Below are 16,121 nucleotides of genomic sequence, written 5' to 3'. Positions count from 1 at the left end.
CTCCTCAATGAATTCGGCGAAACGGCTGCTACCGCATCGACTTCTCCATTTGACCGCCGTTCCATCAAACTGGCAATAGTTGCCGCAGGGGAAATACCGAGAGCCTCGAACAAAGCCGGCAGTAGCTGAAAAGGCACCGCCCGGAACGTCTGGCGGACAGGTTCGTAGACGTTCCAGCAAGCGCCATGCAAAGGTGGTGCCATGCAATCCGAAGACGACGTCCGCCGCATCTGCCTGTCATTTCCGGGTGTCACCGAGAGACTCAGCTGGGGCAATCCGGCATGGTTTGCGCGAACGTTAATGGCCCGCATTTGGGAGGAGGGCGTGCTCACGGTCAAGACCCGGGAACGCGACGCCCTCGCCGGCACATCCCCGGATATCTTCTTCTGGACACCGCATCATGAACGCTCGCCCGAGCTGGTGCTGGTGCGGCTGGAGCAGATCTCCGCTGAGGAGCTGACCGAACTTCTGGATGATTCCTACCGCATCGCAGGCACGGTCAGGAAAGCCGGCTAATCCAGCTTCCGGTGCATGACATGCAGCCCCACCAGCCCGTCAACCGGATGATCAAAGGCGTCCGGAATAGTCGCTAGAATTTCGAAGCCCAATGATTGCCACAGCCGCACTGCCCTGACATTGGAAGCAACGACGGCGTTGAACACCATCGCGCGGTAGCCGTCTGCCCGTGCCTGCTGCAGGACGTGCTCGGCCAACGCCCTCGCGATACCTTTGCCGCCGTGGTCCGGGTGCACCATGAACCCGGCATTAGCCACCCCGGCCGCGGCCCCGCCGTAGTTTGGGTGGAGCTCGGCAGTCCCGGTGACTGCGCCGCCGTCGTCGATTGCTACAAAGGTGCGGCCCCGGCCGGACAGATGCAGCCACTTCGCGCGAAGCGACTCTTCCGAGCTGTCGGGGTCCAGCGTGTAGGTCTCCCCCGCCCGGATGATCGGTTCCATAACGGACCAGATGCCGGGCCAATCGTCAGCCGTGGCGTCGCGAATGTGCATAGTGCTCCTCATCTCCAGGCCAGCCTGCCGGAAGGTTGCACGGCGGGCGGAAATTCCCGTCCGCCGTGCGAGAGATGCCAGCTTGCGGTTAGCGGACGCTTGCTTCCTCAAGCGTATCCGTGCCGCCGTCGGCAGCCGCGGCGGCAGGACCGCCCGAAACCAGCTTGGCCCCTTCGACATCGACGTCCGGCAGGATCTTATCCAGCCACTTCGGCATCCACCACGCAGACTTGCCCAGCAGATGCATGGCTGCGGGGATCAGCGTCATGCGCACCACGAAGGCATCCAGCAGCACACCCAGCGCCAGCGCGAACCCGATGGGCCGGACCATGGTCAGGTGGGAGAAGATGAAGCCGGCGAACACGGAAACCATGATGATCGCGGCGGCCGTGACTACCTTGGCGCCATGGTTGAAGCCACTGACCACCGCGGTACGTGCATCCTCCCCGTGGGCGAAGGATTCGCGCATGCCCGAGACGAGGAACATCTGATAGTCCATCGCCAGGCCGAAGAGCACCCCGATCAGGATCATCGGCAGGAAGCTCAGGATCGGGCCCGGATGGTGGACGCCGAACACCTCGCTCAGCCAGCCCCACTGGTAGATCGCCACCACGGCGCCGAAGCTCGCGCCGAGCGACAGTAGGAAGCCGGCGGTGGCCAGCAGCGGCACCAGAATGGAGCGGAAGACCAGCAGCAGCAGGATCAGCGAGAGCCCGATGACAATGGCCAGGTAGACCGGCATGGCGTCGGCAAGCTTGTCCGAGACGTCGATCTGCATGGCGGGCTGGCCCGTCAGCGAAACCCCGACGCCGGTGCTCGCCTCAAGCGCGCCGGCTCCGGCCCGAAGATTGTGGACCAGGTCCTCGGTGCTCTGGGCTGCCGGGCCCTCCTCCGGGATGACCTGCAGCACGGCGGTGCGGCCGTCCTCGCTGGTGCCGGTAGGCACCGCGGCGGAGACGTAGTCCATGGCGCGCAGTTCCTGCGACAGCTCCAGCAGAGCCTCGTCCTTAGCTGTGCCTTCGAGGCCTTCCGGCAGGTCCGCCACGATGATCAGCGGACCGTTGATACCTTCGCCGAAGTTCTCGCCGAGCTGCGTGTAGGCTTGATATGCCGTGGAGTCCGCGGGTTCGGAGCTGCCGTCGGGCAGGCCCAGCCGCAGTTCGGCGGCGGGAACCGCCATGAGCCCCAGGACGGCGACGCCGGCCACCAAGGACAGCCACGGATGCCGGGTGACGGCCGTGCCCCAACTGCGCTTGGGATCGTTGTGGAACTCTCCACCCGCCGTCGTTGTTTGAACAGTATTTTCACTGGCGGGGCCGCTCATTCCGGCCTTGGCCCAGGCCCGCTTGGACAGGATCCGCTTGCCCATGATCGAGAGCATGGCCGGGGTCAGCGTCAAAGCAACGACGACGGCGACCGCCACCGTTGCGGCGCCGGCGAGTCCCAGCACGGTCAGGAACGGGATGCCTGGAACCGCAAGCGCTGCCAGGGCGATGATCACGGTCAGGCCCGCGAAAAGCACCGCGTTGCCCGAGGTTCCGGTGGCGCGGCCGATGGATTCGACCAGCGGGACGCCGGAGAGCAGCTGCGTGCGGTGGCGGTTGACGATGAAAAGCGAGTAGTCGATGCCCACGGCCAGGCCGAGCATCAGGGCCAGGACCGGCGAGATCGAGCTCATTTCCACCACTCCGCTGAGCGCCATGGTTCCACCGACGCCAACACCGACGCCGATTACTGCCATCAGCAGCGGTAGTCCCGCGGCGATGAGGGTGCCGAGCATAAGGATCAGGACGGCCGCGGCCACGGCGATACCGATGATCTCCGCAGCGCCGAAGAGCTGCGAGATGTCCTCCACGATGTCCTTGCTGTACTCGGCCTGCAGGCCCGGAACGAGGCCGGCGTCGGTGATCTGCTGGACCTGGTCGCGGTCGGCCTTGGCGACCTCCATCATGGGCTGTTCGAACTGGACCTGGACAAAGGCGGCGGATCCGTCCTCGGAAACGAAGCGCAGGCCTTCGGAGGACTGCTGCTGCAGTTTCGCTGCTTCAAGCTCGGCGACACCGGACTCGTACTCCGCGCGGCCGTCTTCCAGCTGCTGCTCCGCTTCGGCCAACTGGGCCCGGGCCGCTTCCAGCTGTGCGCGCTGCGGCTCCAGCTGGGCGCGGGCCTGCTCCGCCATGGCGGCTTGACCGGCCGCCTCGAGCTGCTGAATCTGCGCTTCGGCGGTCTCGATTTGCTGCTGGGCCGGTGCAAGCTGAGCCTTGCCGGCGTCCAGCTCGGTCTGGCCAGCCTCCAGCTGCTGCTTGGCTGCGTCCAGCTCGGCTTCGCCGTCGTCAATCATTTCCGGCGCATCGTCCAGGGAGGTCTGCAGTGCAAGCGGGTCGGTGGCGCTCTTGACGGCATCGTTGTCCGTGAGTTCCTCCGAGATCGCGGCGATCGCGTCTTCCTGCTCGGCGGTGAAGGCCGTGCCGTCCTCAGTCGTGAAGACAATGGTGCCGAGGCCGCCCGAGGCCTCCGGCATCTTCTCCTTGAGCTCATCCAGCACGCCCTGCGCAGGGGTGCCGGGGATGGTGAAGCTGTTGGACAGCGTGCCGCTGAACGCAACGAGGGAACCGCCGACGGCCACCATGATGGCGAGCCAGGCCGAGACGAACCACCACCGCTTGCGGGCTGCGAACTTGCCTAGGGAATACAGCAACGAGGCCATGCGTCAGGAGTCCTTCGAAAGTGAATAGAAGCCGGTGCGGAGCATGCCGATGCTCACCAGCAGATGCTTTTGGAACGAGCCCGCATCCGGCGAGCGGCCGGCAGTTTCTGCGGCGGCTTCCCGCATGGCAGCCTGGCCGCAGGCGATCAGGGAACCGGCGAGCGAATTGATCAGCAGGTCGCTCTCGGACTCGGGTAAACGGACGCGGAGGCCCTCTTCGAGTTTCTGCTGGGCCTTGTTCCAGACTTGCAACTGCATCCGCTCCAGCTGAGGGTCGTCCTCCCCCATGGCGTAAATCTCGCAGAGCAGCGCCATCTGTTCCTGGGACACGTCCCCGCCCAAGGTGGCGAGCACTGCATCCATGATCGGCTCGTCGGCCGGGCGGTCATAGAGCTGCGCGAAGGCGCCTTCCAGGAACTCCTCGACTGGACGCGTGAGCGCGGCCTCGATGGACGGGAAATAGTTGAAGAAAGTGCGGCGGGAGATTCCAGCCTCTTCGGCCAGCTGGTCAACGGTGAAGCCGCCGGGCCCATTGGCACGGGCGAGGCTAAGCGCCGCCGTCGATATAGCGGTCCGGGTGGCGCGCTTGTTCAGCTCGCGCCGGCCGCCCGAGTCAGCTGGAGGTGGTTGTTCAGATGTCACTTGTCTACGATAAACCCAAACTTGCACACCATGCAAAGTTGCACACGAGGCAGGTTTATCGTCCGTCCTGGTAGTTCACGAAGCGCTTGACGTCGTCGATTTCCTGCTGGAGAGCTTCAATGGCCTGCTTGTAGCCCACGAATTCTGCTGCTTGCTGCCTCTTCTGGACGTAGCTGTAAACGAGGGCGAATAGCACCAACGGGATCGCCGCCAAGCATCCCCAGCCGGCCGCCGTGAAGAAGTCGAGGGCGACCGGAATGGCCTGCTGATAGTCCCTGAAATCATTAATCCCTTCCACCACACTGTCCATAACAAGATCCAGCCGTTGCAGGTGCTGTCCGATCACAGGGGCATCAGATAACGATGGTGCTGACAGCGATGGGTCATGGGTCCAGCGTGGATCCTTCGGATGCGCGACCACATATATCCCGAAAGCGACGTTGGCCGCGATGAAGGTGAATACGGCGCCAAGCGCCGCCCATTGCAGTTTTCGCGGATGCCACAGGTACATCGACAACCCCATCAGGATGGCCAGTATCCAGCTGACCGCGCCGAGTTGGTCGATGCTGATTTCGGCCAATGCATCCACCGGAATAACAGCCCCTGCAGTCAGCGCCAAAGCCAGTACCAGAGCATTAACGCTCAGTGCTTTCCTCAAAATACTTCTCCCCAACAGTACGAATAACGTTAGAAGACTATGCGACACGTCATTTATCGAGTGACCGTACTAGGAGTGTTACGGTCCCAGATTGAGATTCAAGTCGGCAGACGTGCGATGGGATGAGTCCGCTGCGGACACTGCTGCTCCCTGGCTCACCGCCAATGCGAACTGACACGATGGTTACATGGCATCACTACACGGCAGGGAGAAGGAAAAAGGGCAGCCTGCACCCCGACAGCCTCCTGCCGACTGGTTTATCTTGCTGGAGCGAATCACCGCTGAGATCACAGAACTGTTGGAAAACCGGCGCACGTGGTTGAGAATGACTGGACGTACTACAGAGCAGGAGGCCGCCAGGCGCCTCCCGAGTGCCGATGGCTGGGGCAGTGCTGCAGTTTCACCTGACAGGCAAAGCTGGCTGTCCTCGCTCTACTACCGCGATGCAGCACTGGGAATTCGGCGGATGGTCGACGGCGACCGCCGGACCGGCTCGTTCAAGCGGCTCCTGCAGAAGATGGCGGAGGAGCCTAAGTTGTTGGCCGCTGAATGGTTCCTCGGCGACTCGGCCGGGGAGCGCCGTCGTGAACTGGATCTTGCTTTCAAGGCAGAGGCAGACACGCTGGACTTCGGGCATCTGAATCCTGCGGTGCCGCGCGCGGATCTGGCCGCGCTGACCGAGAAGACCGCCGGGATCAAGTTCTATGTAGACCAGCATGTGACCCATGCCCAGCTTGACCCGCACTCAACCATGCCAACGCCGTCGGACGTAGATGAGGCCTTGGATCTGCTGGCTCAGTTGCTGGACAAGTATACGTTCCTGCTGCGCCCGCCGCGGGATGGTTCTGGCTCCGACGATTCCGGTCCAGGGAAGGCCGGGACCGCCGTACCTGACGCTACTGCTGGGCCCAGAGGTTAATGCCGGATTCCACCGCATACTGGTCGATCATGTCGATCTCCTCCAGGGAGAAGTCCAGGTTCCCGACGGCGGCGAGATTGTCCTCGAGCTGATTCACGCTGGAAGCGCCGATGAGCGCCGAGGTGACCTGGCCGCCCTTGCGCTGCTCACGGAGCACCCAGGCGATGGCGAGCTGGGCCAAGGACTGGCCGCGGCCGGCGGCGATCTGGTTCAAGGCACGGACACGTGCAAGCCGGTCTTCATTCAGCCAGTCCGCCGCGAAGGACTTGTTCTGCGCCACCCGCGAGTCGTGCGGGATCCCGCCGAGGTAGCGGTCGGTCAGCAGGCCCTGCGCCAGCGGGGAGAAAGCGATGGAACCGAGGCCCTCTTCTTCGAGGACTTCGAGCAGGTTAGGGCTGCCGTCTTCGACCCAGCGGTTGAGCATGGAGTAGGACGGCTGGTGGATCAGCAACGGCGTGCCAAGTTTGCGCATGATCCGTGCGGCGTCGCGGGTCTGCTCCGGTGTGTAGGAGGAGATGCCGGCGTACAGCGCCTTGCCCGAGCGGACGGCCTGGTCCAGGGCACCCATGGTCTCTTCAAGCGGGGTCTGGGGATCCGGTCGATGGCTGTAGAAGATGTCGACGTAGTCCAGTTCCATCCGCTTCAGCGACTGGTCGAGGCTGGAGAGCAGGTACTTCCGCGATCCCCATTCGCCGTACGGGCCCGGCCACATCAGGTAGCCGGCCTTGGTGGAGATGATGAGTTCATCACGGTACGGCAGGAAGTCCTCGCGCATGTGCCGGCCGAAATTGGTCTCGGCGCTGCCGGCCGGCGGCCCGTAGTTGTTGGCGAGGTCGAAGTGAGTGACACCCAAATCGAAGGCGCGGCGCAGGATGGCACGCTGGGTTTCGAACGGCTTGTCGTCCCCGAAGTTGTGCCACAGGCCCAGAGAAACCGCCGGGAGCCGCAGTCCACTGCGTCCTACCCGGCGGTATGGAATCTTCTCGTAGCGGTTGCCCGCAGCCTCAAACGTCATTCGTCCATCATGCGTTTACCCTCCGGTCGCTTTCAAATCGAAACTTCAGTGCTTATCGTCAGACGACAGGCGGTTAAGGGCCAGAGCCCCGACGAGGAGTCCGAAATCACGCAGGGCGACGTCGAAGTAGCCGGGTACCAGCAGCAGGTTGATGATGATGCCGGCGAGCCAGGCAGCGACGACCAGCGAGCCGATCCGCGGCTTCCATGCCACGAGAATGCCGGCGAGGATCTCTATAACGCCGACGGCATACATGAATGCTTGCGGAGAAACCGGGATGATGCCGGTCGCGATGGGGGCCAGGTAGGTGGTCCAGTCGACCATCACGTTGAAGAACTTATCGAGGCCGAAGAGAATCGGCGCGATGGTAAAGACGGTACGCAGCAGCAAAAAGGCCTGGTGCGTGTGGCTGCGCAGACCGGGGCGGTCTGCTAGGCGGGGCTGGTGGGTGACCATGACCGTTCCTTTCTAAAAGTAGTAATACTTGACTTTAGAAAGAGCGAGCTGTTATGTCAATGGTTGTTGTTTTTAGAGTAAAATCACAGGTATGAAAGCACGCACGGAGTCCGATTTGGTCAGCGCAGTTGCCGCTTTAGCGGATTCCTCCCGGCGTGGTGTCTACGAATACATCCTCGAAGCGGAGGGGCCGGTGAGCCGGGACGACGTCGCCGGCGCCCTGGGCATGGTGCGCGGCACGGCGGCCTTCCATCTGGACCGGTTGGCGCGGGAAGAACTGCTGACTGTCAGTTACCGGCGGCTTACCGGGCGTAGCGGACCCGGGTCCGGCCGGCCGACGAAACTGTATGCCCCGGCGGTCCGGGAAGTCTCGGTCAGCCTGCCCCAGCGCCACTACGATCTGGCCGCCGAACTCCTCGCGGCCGCCGTCGAGAATTCGCACCGCACCGGAACGCCGGTGGACGAGTCCCTGCGGCGGGTGGCCGCCGAGGCCGGGAACTCCATCGGCAAGGACGCGGACAGCTTGGAGCAGGCCCTGGAGAAGTACGGGTTCAAGCCCGAGACGGAAGCGGACGGCAGCATCGTCCTGCAGAACTGTCCGTTCCACCGCCTGTCGCAACGCCACACGGCCACCATCTGCGGGCTGAATCTGGATCTGCTGTCGGCGGTGACCGGCAAGACCGGACCTCCGGGCTGCACCGCGGTGCTGGATCCTGCGCCCGGGCGCTGCTGCGTCAGGATCCTGCCGCCCGATCCCGCCTGAATCCCCGCAACTCCGCCTGAGGTACAGCCGCCAGGTGGGAGCTTCAGCCGTCCTGACGGAGTTCCAGCAGCGTCCGCACGGTTTCGGGCACGGCCCGACTGATGTCTGACGCGGCGACGGGTCCCCCGGCAGCGGCCTCGGTTCCGGCAATCCCATGCACAGCGGCGGCCATGGCAGCCACCGCCGCCCAATGGTCCGGCTCCGCAAGGCCTGCTTCGGCCAGGAGGTCGTGCTGGACTGTGGCGGCGAGCGCGCCGAGGATCCCGGCGAGCGTGTCCCCGGAGCCTGCCGTCGCCAGCCAGTGCGTGGCGTTGTCCTGGGTAAAGAGGGCACCGGATGGTGAAGAAATGACGGTGGCTGCGCCCTTGAGCAGCACGGTGGCGCCGGTCAATCCGGCGGCAAGGCGTGCAAAGTCCGACGGCGATGCCTCCACCTGCTCGCGCGTCACCTCCACGTCCTGCTCGGCAAGAATACGGACGAGTTCGCCGGCGTGCGGCGTCAGGATGACCTGCGGGCCCAGATCGGCGGGCAAGTTTTCCAGCGCGCCGGCGTCCGCCACCACCGGCAGCCCGGAAGCGAGCGCATCGCGGACGCGCGCCTGCTGGTCCTGGTCCCCGGTGGCCCCCGGCCCCACCAGCCAGGCCTGCACGCGGTTCTCCCCCACAGTGCCTTGGCTGCAGACAGCTTCCGGCGTCGCGAGGTTGACCAGCCGGCAGATCTCCTGCGGCCCCAGGTAGCGGACCATGCCCACACCGGTGGCCGCGGCCGCCTGCGTACACAGCAGTGCCGCTCCCGGATACTGGGCCGACCCGGCGACAATGCCGAGTACACCGCGCGTGTACTTGTGACTGATTCTCTGCGGCACCGGCCACCAGTCAGCCAGATCCGACGGTTCCAGCCGCCGAAGTTCCGGTGCCGGGAGATGCGGACCGAGGCCGATGTCTATGGTCAGGAGTCTGCCTGCGAGCCCGGCGGCGGGATCCGTGAGCAGTCCGGCTTTGGCTCCGCCGAAAGTCACGGTGAGATCGGCCGGCAGGACAGGCCCGAAGACTTCCCCGGTATCGGCGGAGACTCCGCTGGGCAGGTCACAGGCGACGGTAAGTGCCGGCGCATCCAGCGCAATAATGTTCTCCACCAGATCCTTCGCCGGACTGCGCAGGCCGCCGGAGGCACCGGTTCCGAGAATCCCGTCAATCAGCGCATCCGCACGGGAGCACATGGCCGCAGCTTTGTCCGGGGTGACGAAGGGACCGGCTGCCGCAGCGGCGGAAACATAGGCACCCCCGCCGGTAGCGTCGCCGCCAGCGGCTAACCGCAGCACGGTCCCGCCGGCTTTCTCAAACGCGGCCAGCGCCTGCGGGTGGCTGCGCGCCGAGGTGAGCACCGCCGTCGTACTCATTCCCCTACGCGCAAGTGTCGCCGCGGCGAAGAGCGCATCTCCCCCGTTGTTGCCGCTGCCGACGATCACCACCAGCCGCGCGCCGTAGGTGCGTCCGCGGGTTTCCTGTACTGCGCGGACCACGGCGTTGGCCAGGCCGTGGGCGGCCGTGGCCATGAGCCGGTCGCCCTGTCCGGCGTCGAGCAGCGGCTGCTCGGCGGCGCGGATCTGGCGACCGGCCCAGGCGCTGATCATGCTCCTAGCCCTGCCCGCGGATGATCGCGGCGGAGTTGCCCGGCAGCGTCAGCACACCGTCGAGCTTCGTATCGTCCGCGGTGGCCAGCAGCAGCCGGCCGTTGCCCGCATCCACGGTGCAGGTCCGGTCCGCGAAGTTGAAGCACACGCTGATCCGGCCGCGGCGCAGTATGAACCAGCCGTGTTCCTGGTCGAACTCCACATGGACCGAGGCGAAATCCGGGTCCGTAAGTTCCGGGGTCTGCCGGCGCAGCGCAATCAGGTCCTTGTAGAGGGCAAGCAGCCGGGCGTGGTCCCCGCGCTCCGGCTCGGACCAGTCCAGCTTGGAGTTGGTGAACGTGGATTCGGCCTGCGGGTCCGGCACGAGATCCGGGTCCCAGCCCATCCGTTCGAACTCCCGGAGCCGGCCGGCCGACGTGGCCTCGCCCAGTTCCGGCTCGGGATGGGAGGTGAAGAACTGCCAGGGGGTGGACGCGGCGAACTCCTCGCCCATAAAGAGCATGGGCGTGAACGGCGACGTCAGGTTCAGCACGGCGGCCATCGCCAGCCGGCCATAGCCCAGCGTTCCTGTCAGCCGGTCCCCCGCCGCGCGGTTGCCGATCTGGTCATGGTTCTGCGTGCAGACCACGAGCTGGCGCGCGTTCACCCGTTCCTTGTTGATCGGCCGGCCGTGGTGGCGGTGCCGGAAAGAGGAGTAGGTGCCGTTGTGGAAGAAGCCTTCCGTGAGCACCTTCGCCAGCACGTCCAGGCCCTCGAAGTCCGCGTAGTAGCCGGCGGTTTCGCCGGTCAGGTTCACGTGCACGGCATGGTGGAAATCGTCGCTCCACTGCCCGGTGAGCCCGTAGCCGTTGACGTTCCGGGACTCCAGCAGCCGCGGGTTGTTCAGGTCCGATTCCGCGATCAGGAACAACGGCTTGTCCAGCTCCCGCGAACATTCATCCGTGGCGGCCGAGAACTCCTCGAGGATGTGGACCGCGCGCTCGTCCTGCAGCGCGTGGACGGCATCCAGCCGCAGCCCGTCCACATGGTAGTCGCGGAACCACATCAGCACGTTGTCGAGGATGTAGCGGCGGACCTCGTCCGAATCCGGTCCGTCCAGGTTCACCGAGTCGCCCCAGCTGTTGCCGCCGGCAGCGCTGAGGTAGGGGCCGAAGCGCGGCAGGTAGTTCCCGCTGGGGCCCAGATGGTTGTAGACCACGTCCTGGATCACGCCGATGCCGTGGCGGTGCGCGGCGTCCACGAACCGCTGGTACGCCGCGGGACCGCCGTAGGTTTCCTGCACGGCGTACCAGTGCACGCCGTCGTAGCCCCAGTTGTGCGTGCCGTTGAACGCGTTGACCGGCAGCAGCTCCACGAAGTCGATGCCGAGCCCGGCGAGGTAGTCCAGCTTGGCAGCGGCGGCATCCAGTGTCCCCTCCGGGGTGAAGGTGCCCAGGTGCAGCTCGTAGATCACGCCGCCGTTCAGTCCCGGTGACTGCCAGCCGCCATCCGTCCACTGGTGGGTGCCGGCGTCGAACGTGCGGGACAGCCCGTGCACTCCGTCCGGCTGGCGGCGCGAACGCGGATCCGGCAGCGGCGTGGTTTCCTCGTCCAGCAGGTAACCGTAATCCGTCTCCCCCGCGGGCGCCGCTGCCGGATCGGCCAGCGACCACCAGCCGCCCTGGCTCTGAACCATGGACAGCAGTTGTCCGGCGGCCTTCAACTCGACGGTTTTGGCCAGCGGAGCCCAGACGTCAAAGCGCGCTGGGGCAAATCCGGTACTCACTGTTCTTCCTCCTTGACCAGCAGGGCCACGGGCAGGCCGGCGAAGACGTCACCCACCGGGAGCGACCCGGCGCTGCTGAAGACCAGCCCGGTGAGCACGTCCTGGTAGCGTCCGGCCGGAATAACGACGGCGGTGTCCCGCCATCCGCCGCCGCGCTGCAGTCCCAGCGGCAATCGGGTGACTAGCGTGATGGCTCCGCCGCGGTCGAAACCGAAGACATGCTCCGCGGCAGCGCCCTCGGCGTTGACCGCTTCGTAACCGGTGAACAGGTCCGGCCGGTCGCGGCGCAGCCGCAAAGCCCGGGCCACCACCAGCATCTTGGCCTGGGCGCCCTCGTCGATGGCCGGAACCGTCCCCTCGCCGAGCCGGGCGAGGGCCTTGTGCCGGGCGTCGAAGTCCACCGGCCGCCGGTTGTCCGGATCCACCAGCGAATGGTCCCAGAACTCGGTGCCTTGGTAGACATCCGGAACGCCGGGCATGGTCAGCTGCACCAGCTTGGCCGAGAGCGAGTTGGTCCAGCCGGGCAGCTTGGTCTCTTCCGCCAGCGTGCTCAGGATCCGGTTGACTTCAGGGTTGTCGAAGGCGGCATCCACGGCGGCATGCAGCTGTTCTTCGAACTGCTCGTCCGGATCCAGCCAGGAGGTGCTGTTTCCCGCTTCCCGCGCAGCCTTCTCCGCGTAGGCGTGGGCACGCTTGCGGCTGAACGGCCACGCGCCCAGGGCCGCCTGCCACAGCAGGTCCGCGAACGGCACGTCACCCAGCGGCGCGGCCGCATCCAGCTCCGCGAACTTCCCGGACCACTCGCCGGCCATCTCGGAGAGGACGCTGATCCGGGCGCGGGTGTCCTCGCTGCGCTTGGTGTCATGCGTGCTCAGCGCGGTCATGCCCAGCGGTTGTTCCAGCTGCCGGCGGACCAGCTTGGTGTGCAGATCGAACGGCTCGATGGCAAAGATGGAGGGGTCCGCGCCGACCTCGTTCAGCGAGGTCAGCCGGGAGTAGCGGTAGAACGCGGTGTCCTCTACCCCCTTGGCCATCACCATGCCCGAGGTCTGCTGGAAACGGACGGCCAGCGCCGTCAGCCCGCCTTCAGGATTCAGCAGCGGCTGCAGGGCGGTGATCGTTTCGGCCAGGTCCGGGCGGCGGACCTGCGCGGCGATCACCGCTTCCTCCAGGTACTCCGCGCCCTGCGGCAGGTAGCTGCGGTAGACCGGGAAGCAGGCCAGCAGTTCGGCGAGCGCGTCCGCCGCAATGTCCTGCTCCAGATCCGCTTCCGCAGGGATGAGCCGGGTCAGCCGGAGCACCTCGGAGCGCAGGATGCCGTCTGCAATGGCGCGCTTGGTGTCGTGGATCATGTGCCGGTAGGGCTCCACCGGGGCCACATCGGTCAGCTGCTCACGGCCCTCCGGGTCCACGAACAGCCGGTCCACGTCCGCGAGCGCGTCGTATCCGGTGGTGCCGTGGCAGAACCAGCCCGCAGGCAGGCTCTCCCCCGGTTCCAGAATCTTCTCCACCAGCACATACGCGCCGCCGGTCAGCTCGTGCAGCTGGCGTAGGTAGCCGCCGGGATCCGCGAGGCCGTCCGGATGGTCGATGCGCAGCCCGTCCACCAGGCCCTCCGTGAACCAGCGCCTGATTTCAGCGTGCGATTCCTCGAACACCCACGGCACTTCCACGCGCACCCCGGCGAGCGAGTTCACGCCGAAGAACCGGCGGTAGTTCAGCTCGCTGTCCGCCCGGCGCCAGTTCACCAGCTGGTAGTGCTGTCGCTCATGAACCGTCCGGGCATCGGCGCCGTCATCGGCCGTTCCCGCGGCGACGGGGAACCGGTTTTCGTAGTAGCGCAGTTCGCCGTCCACCAGCTCCAAGACGTCCAGCTCCGCGCCGCCGTCGCCCAGGACCGGCAGCCGGAGCTTCCCGCCCGCGGCGTCCCAATCGACGTCGAACGCCTCCGCATACCGTGAGCCGCGCCCCTCGGCCAGCAGCGACCACCACCAGCGGTTGTTCACCGGCGTGGCCACGCCCATGTGGTTGGGTACGATGTCCACCAGCACGCCCATCCCGGCCGCATGCGCGGCCTCGGAGAGCGCCTTCAGCCCCTCGGCCCCGCCCCGCGCCGGGTCCACCACGGTGAAGTCGACGACGTCGTACCCATGGTCCGAACCGGGCTCCGCGGTGAGGATCGGCGAGAGGTACACCCAGTCCGCCCCGAGTTCGCGCAGATACGGCACCAGCCGCGCGGCGTCGAACAGGTTGAAGGACTCACGGATCTGCAGCCGGTAGGTGGAGAGCGGCGTTTTCACGCGGCCCCCTTGCCAGTGCCCTTGGCATCCGCCATGGCTGCCAGCGACGCCGCCACGGAATGGTCCGGCTCTTCGACGGGCGGGGTGTGCGCGCGCAGCACCACCATCGCCTTGGCCTGCACCGTCATCTTCTTGCCTGCCGCAATCGGGGCGGAGTCGGCGTACTTACCGGCGGTGTCAATAACCTCGTCCCACTTTTCCGAGTACTCCTTCGGCGGCAGGACGAACTCCACATCATTGTCGTCCGCGTTGAAGTAGATCAGGAAGTTCTCGTCCGTGATCCGCTGCCCGCGCTCGTCGCGGCCTTGGATCCCCTGGCCGTTAAGGAAGACGCCGATGCACCGGCCCAGCGCCGCGTCCCAGTCCTCGGGCTCCATCAGCGTTCCGTCCGCGGTCAGCCAGACAATGTCCGGCAGCGCCTCGCCCTCGCCCCGGCGCACGGGCCGCCCGTCAAAGAAACGGCGACGGCGGAACGTAGGATGCTCGGTGCGCAGCTTGTTCACCGCGGCGACGAACTCGAGCAGCGGCTGGTCCACCTTGTCCCAGTCCACCCAGGACAGTTCGGAGTCCTGGCAGTACACGTTGTTATTGCCCCGCTGGGTGCGGCCCAGCTCGTCGCCATGCGCAATCATCGGCACACCCTGGCTCAGCAGCAGGGTGGCCAGGAAGTTCCGCTGCTGCCGGGCGCGCAGGCCCTGCACCTTCGCATCGTCTGTGTCCCCCTCTACACCGCAGTTCCACGAGCGGTTGTGGGATTCGCCGTCGTTATTGTCTTCGCCGTTGGCCTCATTGTGCTTCTCGTTGTAGGAGACCAGGTCCCGCAACGTGAAGCCGTCATGGGCGGTGACGAAGTTGATCGACGCGACGGGGCGGCGGCCGGAACTCTCGTACAGATCCGCCGAGCCGGTGATGCGGGAGGCGAATTCACCCAGGGTGGAGGGCTCGCCGCGCCAGAAGTCCCGGACAGTGTCCCGGTAGAGCCCGTTCCACTCCGTCCACAGCGGCGGGAAGTTGCCCACCTGGTAGCCGCCGGGGCCAACGTCCCACGGCTCCGCAATGAGCTTGCTCTGCGAAACCACCGGGTCCTGCTGGCAGAGTTCGAAGAAGGTGGACAGCCGGTCCACGTCGTAGAACTCGCGCGCCAGGGTGGAGGCCAGGTCGAACCGGAAACCGTCCACGTGCATCTCGGTGGCCCAGTACCGCAACGAGTCCATCAGCAGCTGCAGCGAGTGCGGGTGGCGCACGTTGAGCGAGTTGCCGGTGCCGGTGTAGTCCATGTAGTACTGCTTCTCATCTTCCATGAGGCGGTAGTACGCGGAGTTGTCGATGCCCCGGAAGGACAGCGTGGGGCCCATGTGGTTGCCCTCGGCGGTGTGGTTGTAGACCACGTCCAGGATGACCTCGATGCCGGCCAGATGCAGCTCGCGCACCATGGCCTTGAACTCCTGGACCTGCTGCCCGGCGTCCCCGGTGGAGCAGTACGTGTTCTGCGGGGCGAAGAAGCCGATGGTGTTGTAGCCCCAGTAGTTGGACAGCCCCTTCTCCTGCAGCGTGCTGTCGTTGACGAACTGATGCACCGGCATCAGCTCGATCGCGGTGACGCCCAGCTTCTGCAGGTGCGCGATCACCGACGGATGCGCAATGGCGGCATAGGTCCCGCGCTGCTCCTCGGGGATGTCCGGGTGCAGCTGCGTCAGGCCCTTCACATGCGCCTCGTAAATGACCGAACGGTGGTAAGGAATGCGCGGCTTGCGGTCCCCGTCCCAGTCGAAGAACGGGCTGACCACCACGCCCATCATCATGTGCTCGGCGGAGTCCTCGTCGTTGCGCGAGTTCTCGTCGCCGAAGTTGTAGCCGAACAGCGACTGGTCCCAGTCGATCTCCCCGTGCACGGCCTTGGCGTACGGGTCCAGCAGCAGCTTGTTGACGTTGCAGCGCTGCCCGTTCGCCGGATCATACGGTCCGTCAACACGGAAACCGTACTTCTGGCCTGGCAAAACATGCGGAAGGTAGCAATGCCAGACGTAGCCGTCCACATCCTTAAGTTCAAGCCTGGTTTCCTCGCCATCGTCGTCAAACAGGCAGAGGTAAACCCGCTCGCCTGCTTCACTGAACAAGGCAAAGTTCGTTCCATTGCCGTCATAGGTGGCACCCAGCGGATAGGCTTCTCCGGGCCAAACTTCCATGTACTGCTCCTGACGCTAGACGCTCTTGTATCTTTCATACAGTATGCGAAAGACAGTTTGATGATGATTC

General features: G+C 65.5%; 13 protein-coding genes. 3 read left to right on the top strand and 10 right to left on the bottom strand.

Annotated features, from left to right (window positions below):
- The first annotated feature begins 201 nt into the window (after positions 1-201).
- Positions 202-516, top strand: a complete 315-nt coding sequence (locus AC5RWO_RS09620) for an MmcQ/YjbR family DNA-binding protein (RefSeq protein WP_498731163.1) — start codon at positions 202-204, stop codon at positions 514-516.
- Here the strand turns inward: AC5RWO_RS09620 and AC5RWO_RS09615 are convergent.
- From AC5RWO_RS09615 to AC5RWO_RS09600, 4 genes are all read right to left on the bottom strand, one after another.
- The gene (locus tag AC5RWO_RS09615) at positions 513-1,007 is read right to left on the bottom strand and encodes a GNAT family N-acetyltransferase (protein WP_498731162.1); all 495 of its coding nucleotides are present in this window, start codon (positions 1,005-1,007) and stop codon (positions 513-515) included. The genes AC5RWO_RS09620 and AC5RWO_RS09615 overlap by 4 nt on opposite strands.
- 88 nt (positions 1,008-1,095) lie before the next feature.
- Positions 1,096-3,714 (bottom strand): MMPL family transporter, encoded by a 2,619-nt coding sequence (locus AC5RWO_RS09610; RefSeq protein ID WP_498731161.1) that lies wholly within the window; start codon positions 3,712-3,714, stop codon positions 1,096-1,098.
- Between the two features lie 3 nt (positions 3,715-3,717).
- Positions 3,718-4,356 (bottom strand): TetR/AcrR family transcriptional regulator, encoded by a 639-nt coding sequence (locus AC5RWO_RS09605; protein ID WP_498731160.1) that lies wholly within the window; start codon positions 4,354-4,356, stop codon positions 3,718-3,720.
- A 55-nt stretch (positions 4,357-4,411) separates the two neighbouring features.
- Entirely contained in the window at positions 4,412-5,014 is a 603-nt protein-coding gene (locus tag AC5RWO_RS09600) for a hypothetical protein (RefSeq protein WP_498731159.1), read from the bottom strand.
- 325 nt (positions 5,015-5,339) lie between these two features.
- On the opposite strand from AC5RWO_RS09600, the gene AC5RWO_RS09595 reads away from it, so the two are divergent.
- Positions 5,340-5,933: a hypothetical protein gene (locus AC5RWO_RS09595; protein WP_498731158.1), complete on the top strand. Its 594-nt coding sequence runs from the start codon at positions 5,340-5,342 to the stop codon at positions 5,931-5,933.
- Here the strand turns inward: AC5RWO_RS09595 and mgrA are convergent.
- A complete protein-coding gene (gene mgrA, locus AC5RWO_RS09590) occupies positions 5,911-6,948 on the bottom strand; it encodes an L-glyceraldehyde 3-phosphate reductase (RefSeq protein WP_498731157.1) in 1,038 nt (345 codons plus the stop codon). The two genes, AC5RWO_RS09595 and mgrA, sit on opposite strands and share 23 nt — an antisense overlap.
- 45 nt (positions 6,949-6,993) lie before the next feature.
- Positions 6,994-7,404: a hypothetical protein gene (locus AC5RWO_RS09585; protein WP_498731156.1), complete on the bottom strand. Its 411-nt coding sequence runs from the start codon at positions 7,402-7,404 to the stop codon at positions 6,994-6,996.
- A gap of 91 nt (positions 7,405-7,495) precedes the next feature.
- Here AC5RWO_RS09585 and AC5RWO_RS09580 point away from each other — a divergent pair, with 91 nt between their 5' ends.
- Positions 7,496-8,167: a helix-turn-helix transcriptional regulator gene (locus AC5RWO_RS09580; RefSeq protein ID WP_498731155.1), complete on the top strand. Its 672-nt coding sequence runs from the start codon at positions 7,496-7,498 to the stop codon at positions 8,165-8,167.
- A gap of 43 nt (positions 8,168-8,210) precedes the next feature.
- On the opposite strand, the gene AC5RWO_RS09575 is transcribed toward AC5RWO_RS09580, so the two are convergent.
- The 4 genes from AC5RWO_RS09575 to glgX are packed head-to-tail and all read right to left on the bottom strand — an operon-like array spanning position 8,211 to position 16,051.
- Entirely contained in the window at positions 8,211-9,800 is a 1,590-nt protein-coding gene (locus tag AC5RWO_RS09575; protein ID WP_498731154.1) for an NAD(P)H-hydrate epimerase, read from the bottom strand.
- 4 nt (positions 9,801-9,804) lie between these two features.
- The gene (gene treZ, locus AC5RWO_RS09570) at positions 9,805-11,565 is read right to left on the bottom strand and encodes a malto-oligosyltrehalose trehalohydrolase (protein ID WP_498731153.1); all 1,761 of its coding nucleotides are present in this window, start codon (positions 11,563-11,565) and stop codon (positions 9,805-9,807) included.
- A complete protein-coding gene (treY, locus tag AC5RWO_RS09565) occupies positions 11,562-13,865 on the bottom strand; it encodes a malto-oligosyltrehalose synthase (protein ID WP_498731152.1) in 2,304 nt (767 codons plus the stop codon). The genes treZ and treY overlap by 4 nt, the downstream gene beginning before the upstream one ends.
- On the bottom strand, positions 13,862-16,051 hold the full coding sequence (gene glgX, locus AC5RWO_RS09560; RefSeq protein WP_498731151.1) for a glycogen debranching protein GlgX: 2,190 nt from the start codon (positions 16,049-16,051) through the stop codon (positions 13,862-13,864). Before glgX ends, treY begins: the two co-directional genes overlap by 4 nt.
- Positions 16,052-16,121: the final 70 nt, after the last annotated feature.

The sequence above is a fragment of the Arthrobacter sp. B055-34 genome, assembly GCF_059090425.1.
Note: the sequence above shows the minus strand (reverse complement) of the source record. Positions and strands in the feature narration are given on the sequence as shown.

Bases quoted from the DNA above. Each gene is read 5' to 3' on its own strand.
- AC5RWO_RS09620 (WP_498731163.1), top strand. From the start codon at position 202: ATGCAATCCGAAGACGACGTCCGCCGCATCTGCCTGTCATTTCCGGGT.
- AC5RWO_RS09610 (WP_498731161.1), bottom strand. From the start codon at position 3,714: ATGGCCTCGTTGCTGTATTCCCTAGGCAAGTTCGCAGCCCGCAAGCGG.
- mgrA (WP_498731157.1), bottom strand. From the start codon at position 6,948: ATGACGTTTGAGGCTGCGGGCAACCGCTACGAGAAGATTCCATACCGC.
- AC5RWO_RS09595 (WP_498731158.1), top strand. From the start codon at position 5,340: ATGACTGGACGTACTACAGAGCAGGAGGCCGCCAGGCGCCTCCCGAGT.
- AC5RWO_RS09615 (WP_498731162.1), bottom strand. From the start codon at position 1,007: ATGCACATTCGCGACGCCACGGCTGACGATTGGCCCGGCATCTGGTCC.
- AC5RWO_RS09580 (WP_498731155.1), top strand. From the start codon at position 7,496: ATGAAAGCACGCACGGAGTCCGATTTGGTCAGCGCAGTTGCCGCTTTA.
- glgX (WP_498731151.1), bottom strand. From the start codon at position 16,051: ATGGAAGTTTGGCCCGGAGAAGCCTATCCGCTGGGTGCCACCTATGAC.
- AC5RWO_RS09575 (WP_498731154.1), bottom strand. From the start codon at position 9,800: ATGATCAGCGCCTGGGCCGGTCGCCAGATCCGCGCCGCCGAGCAGCCG.
- AC5RWO_RS09585 (WP_498731156.1), bottom strand. From the start codon at position 7,404: ATGGTCACCCACCAGCCCCGCCTAGCAGACCGCCCCGGTCTGCGCAGC.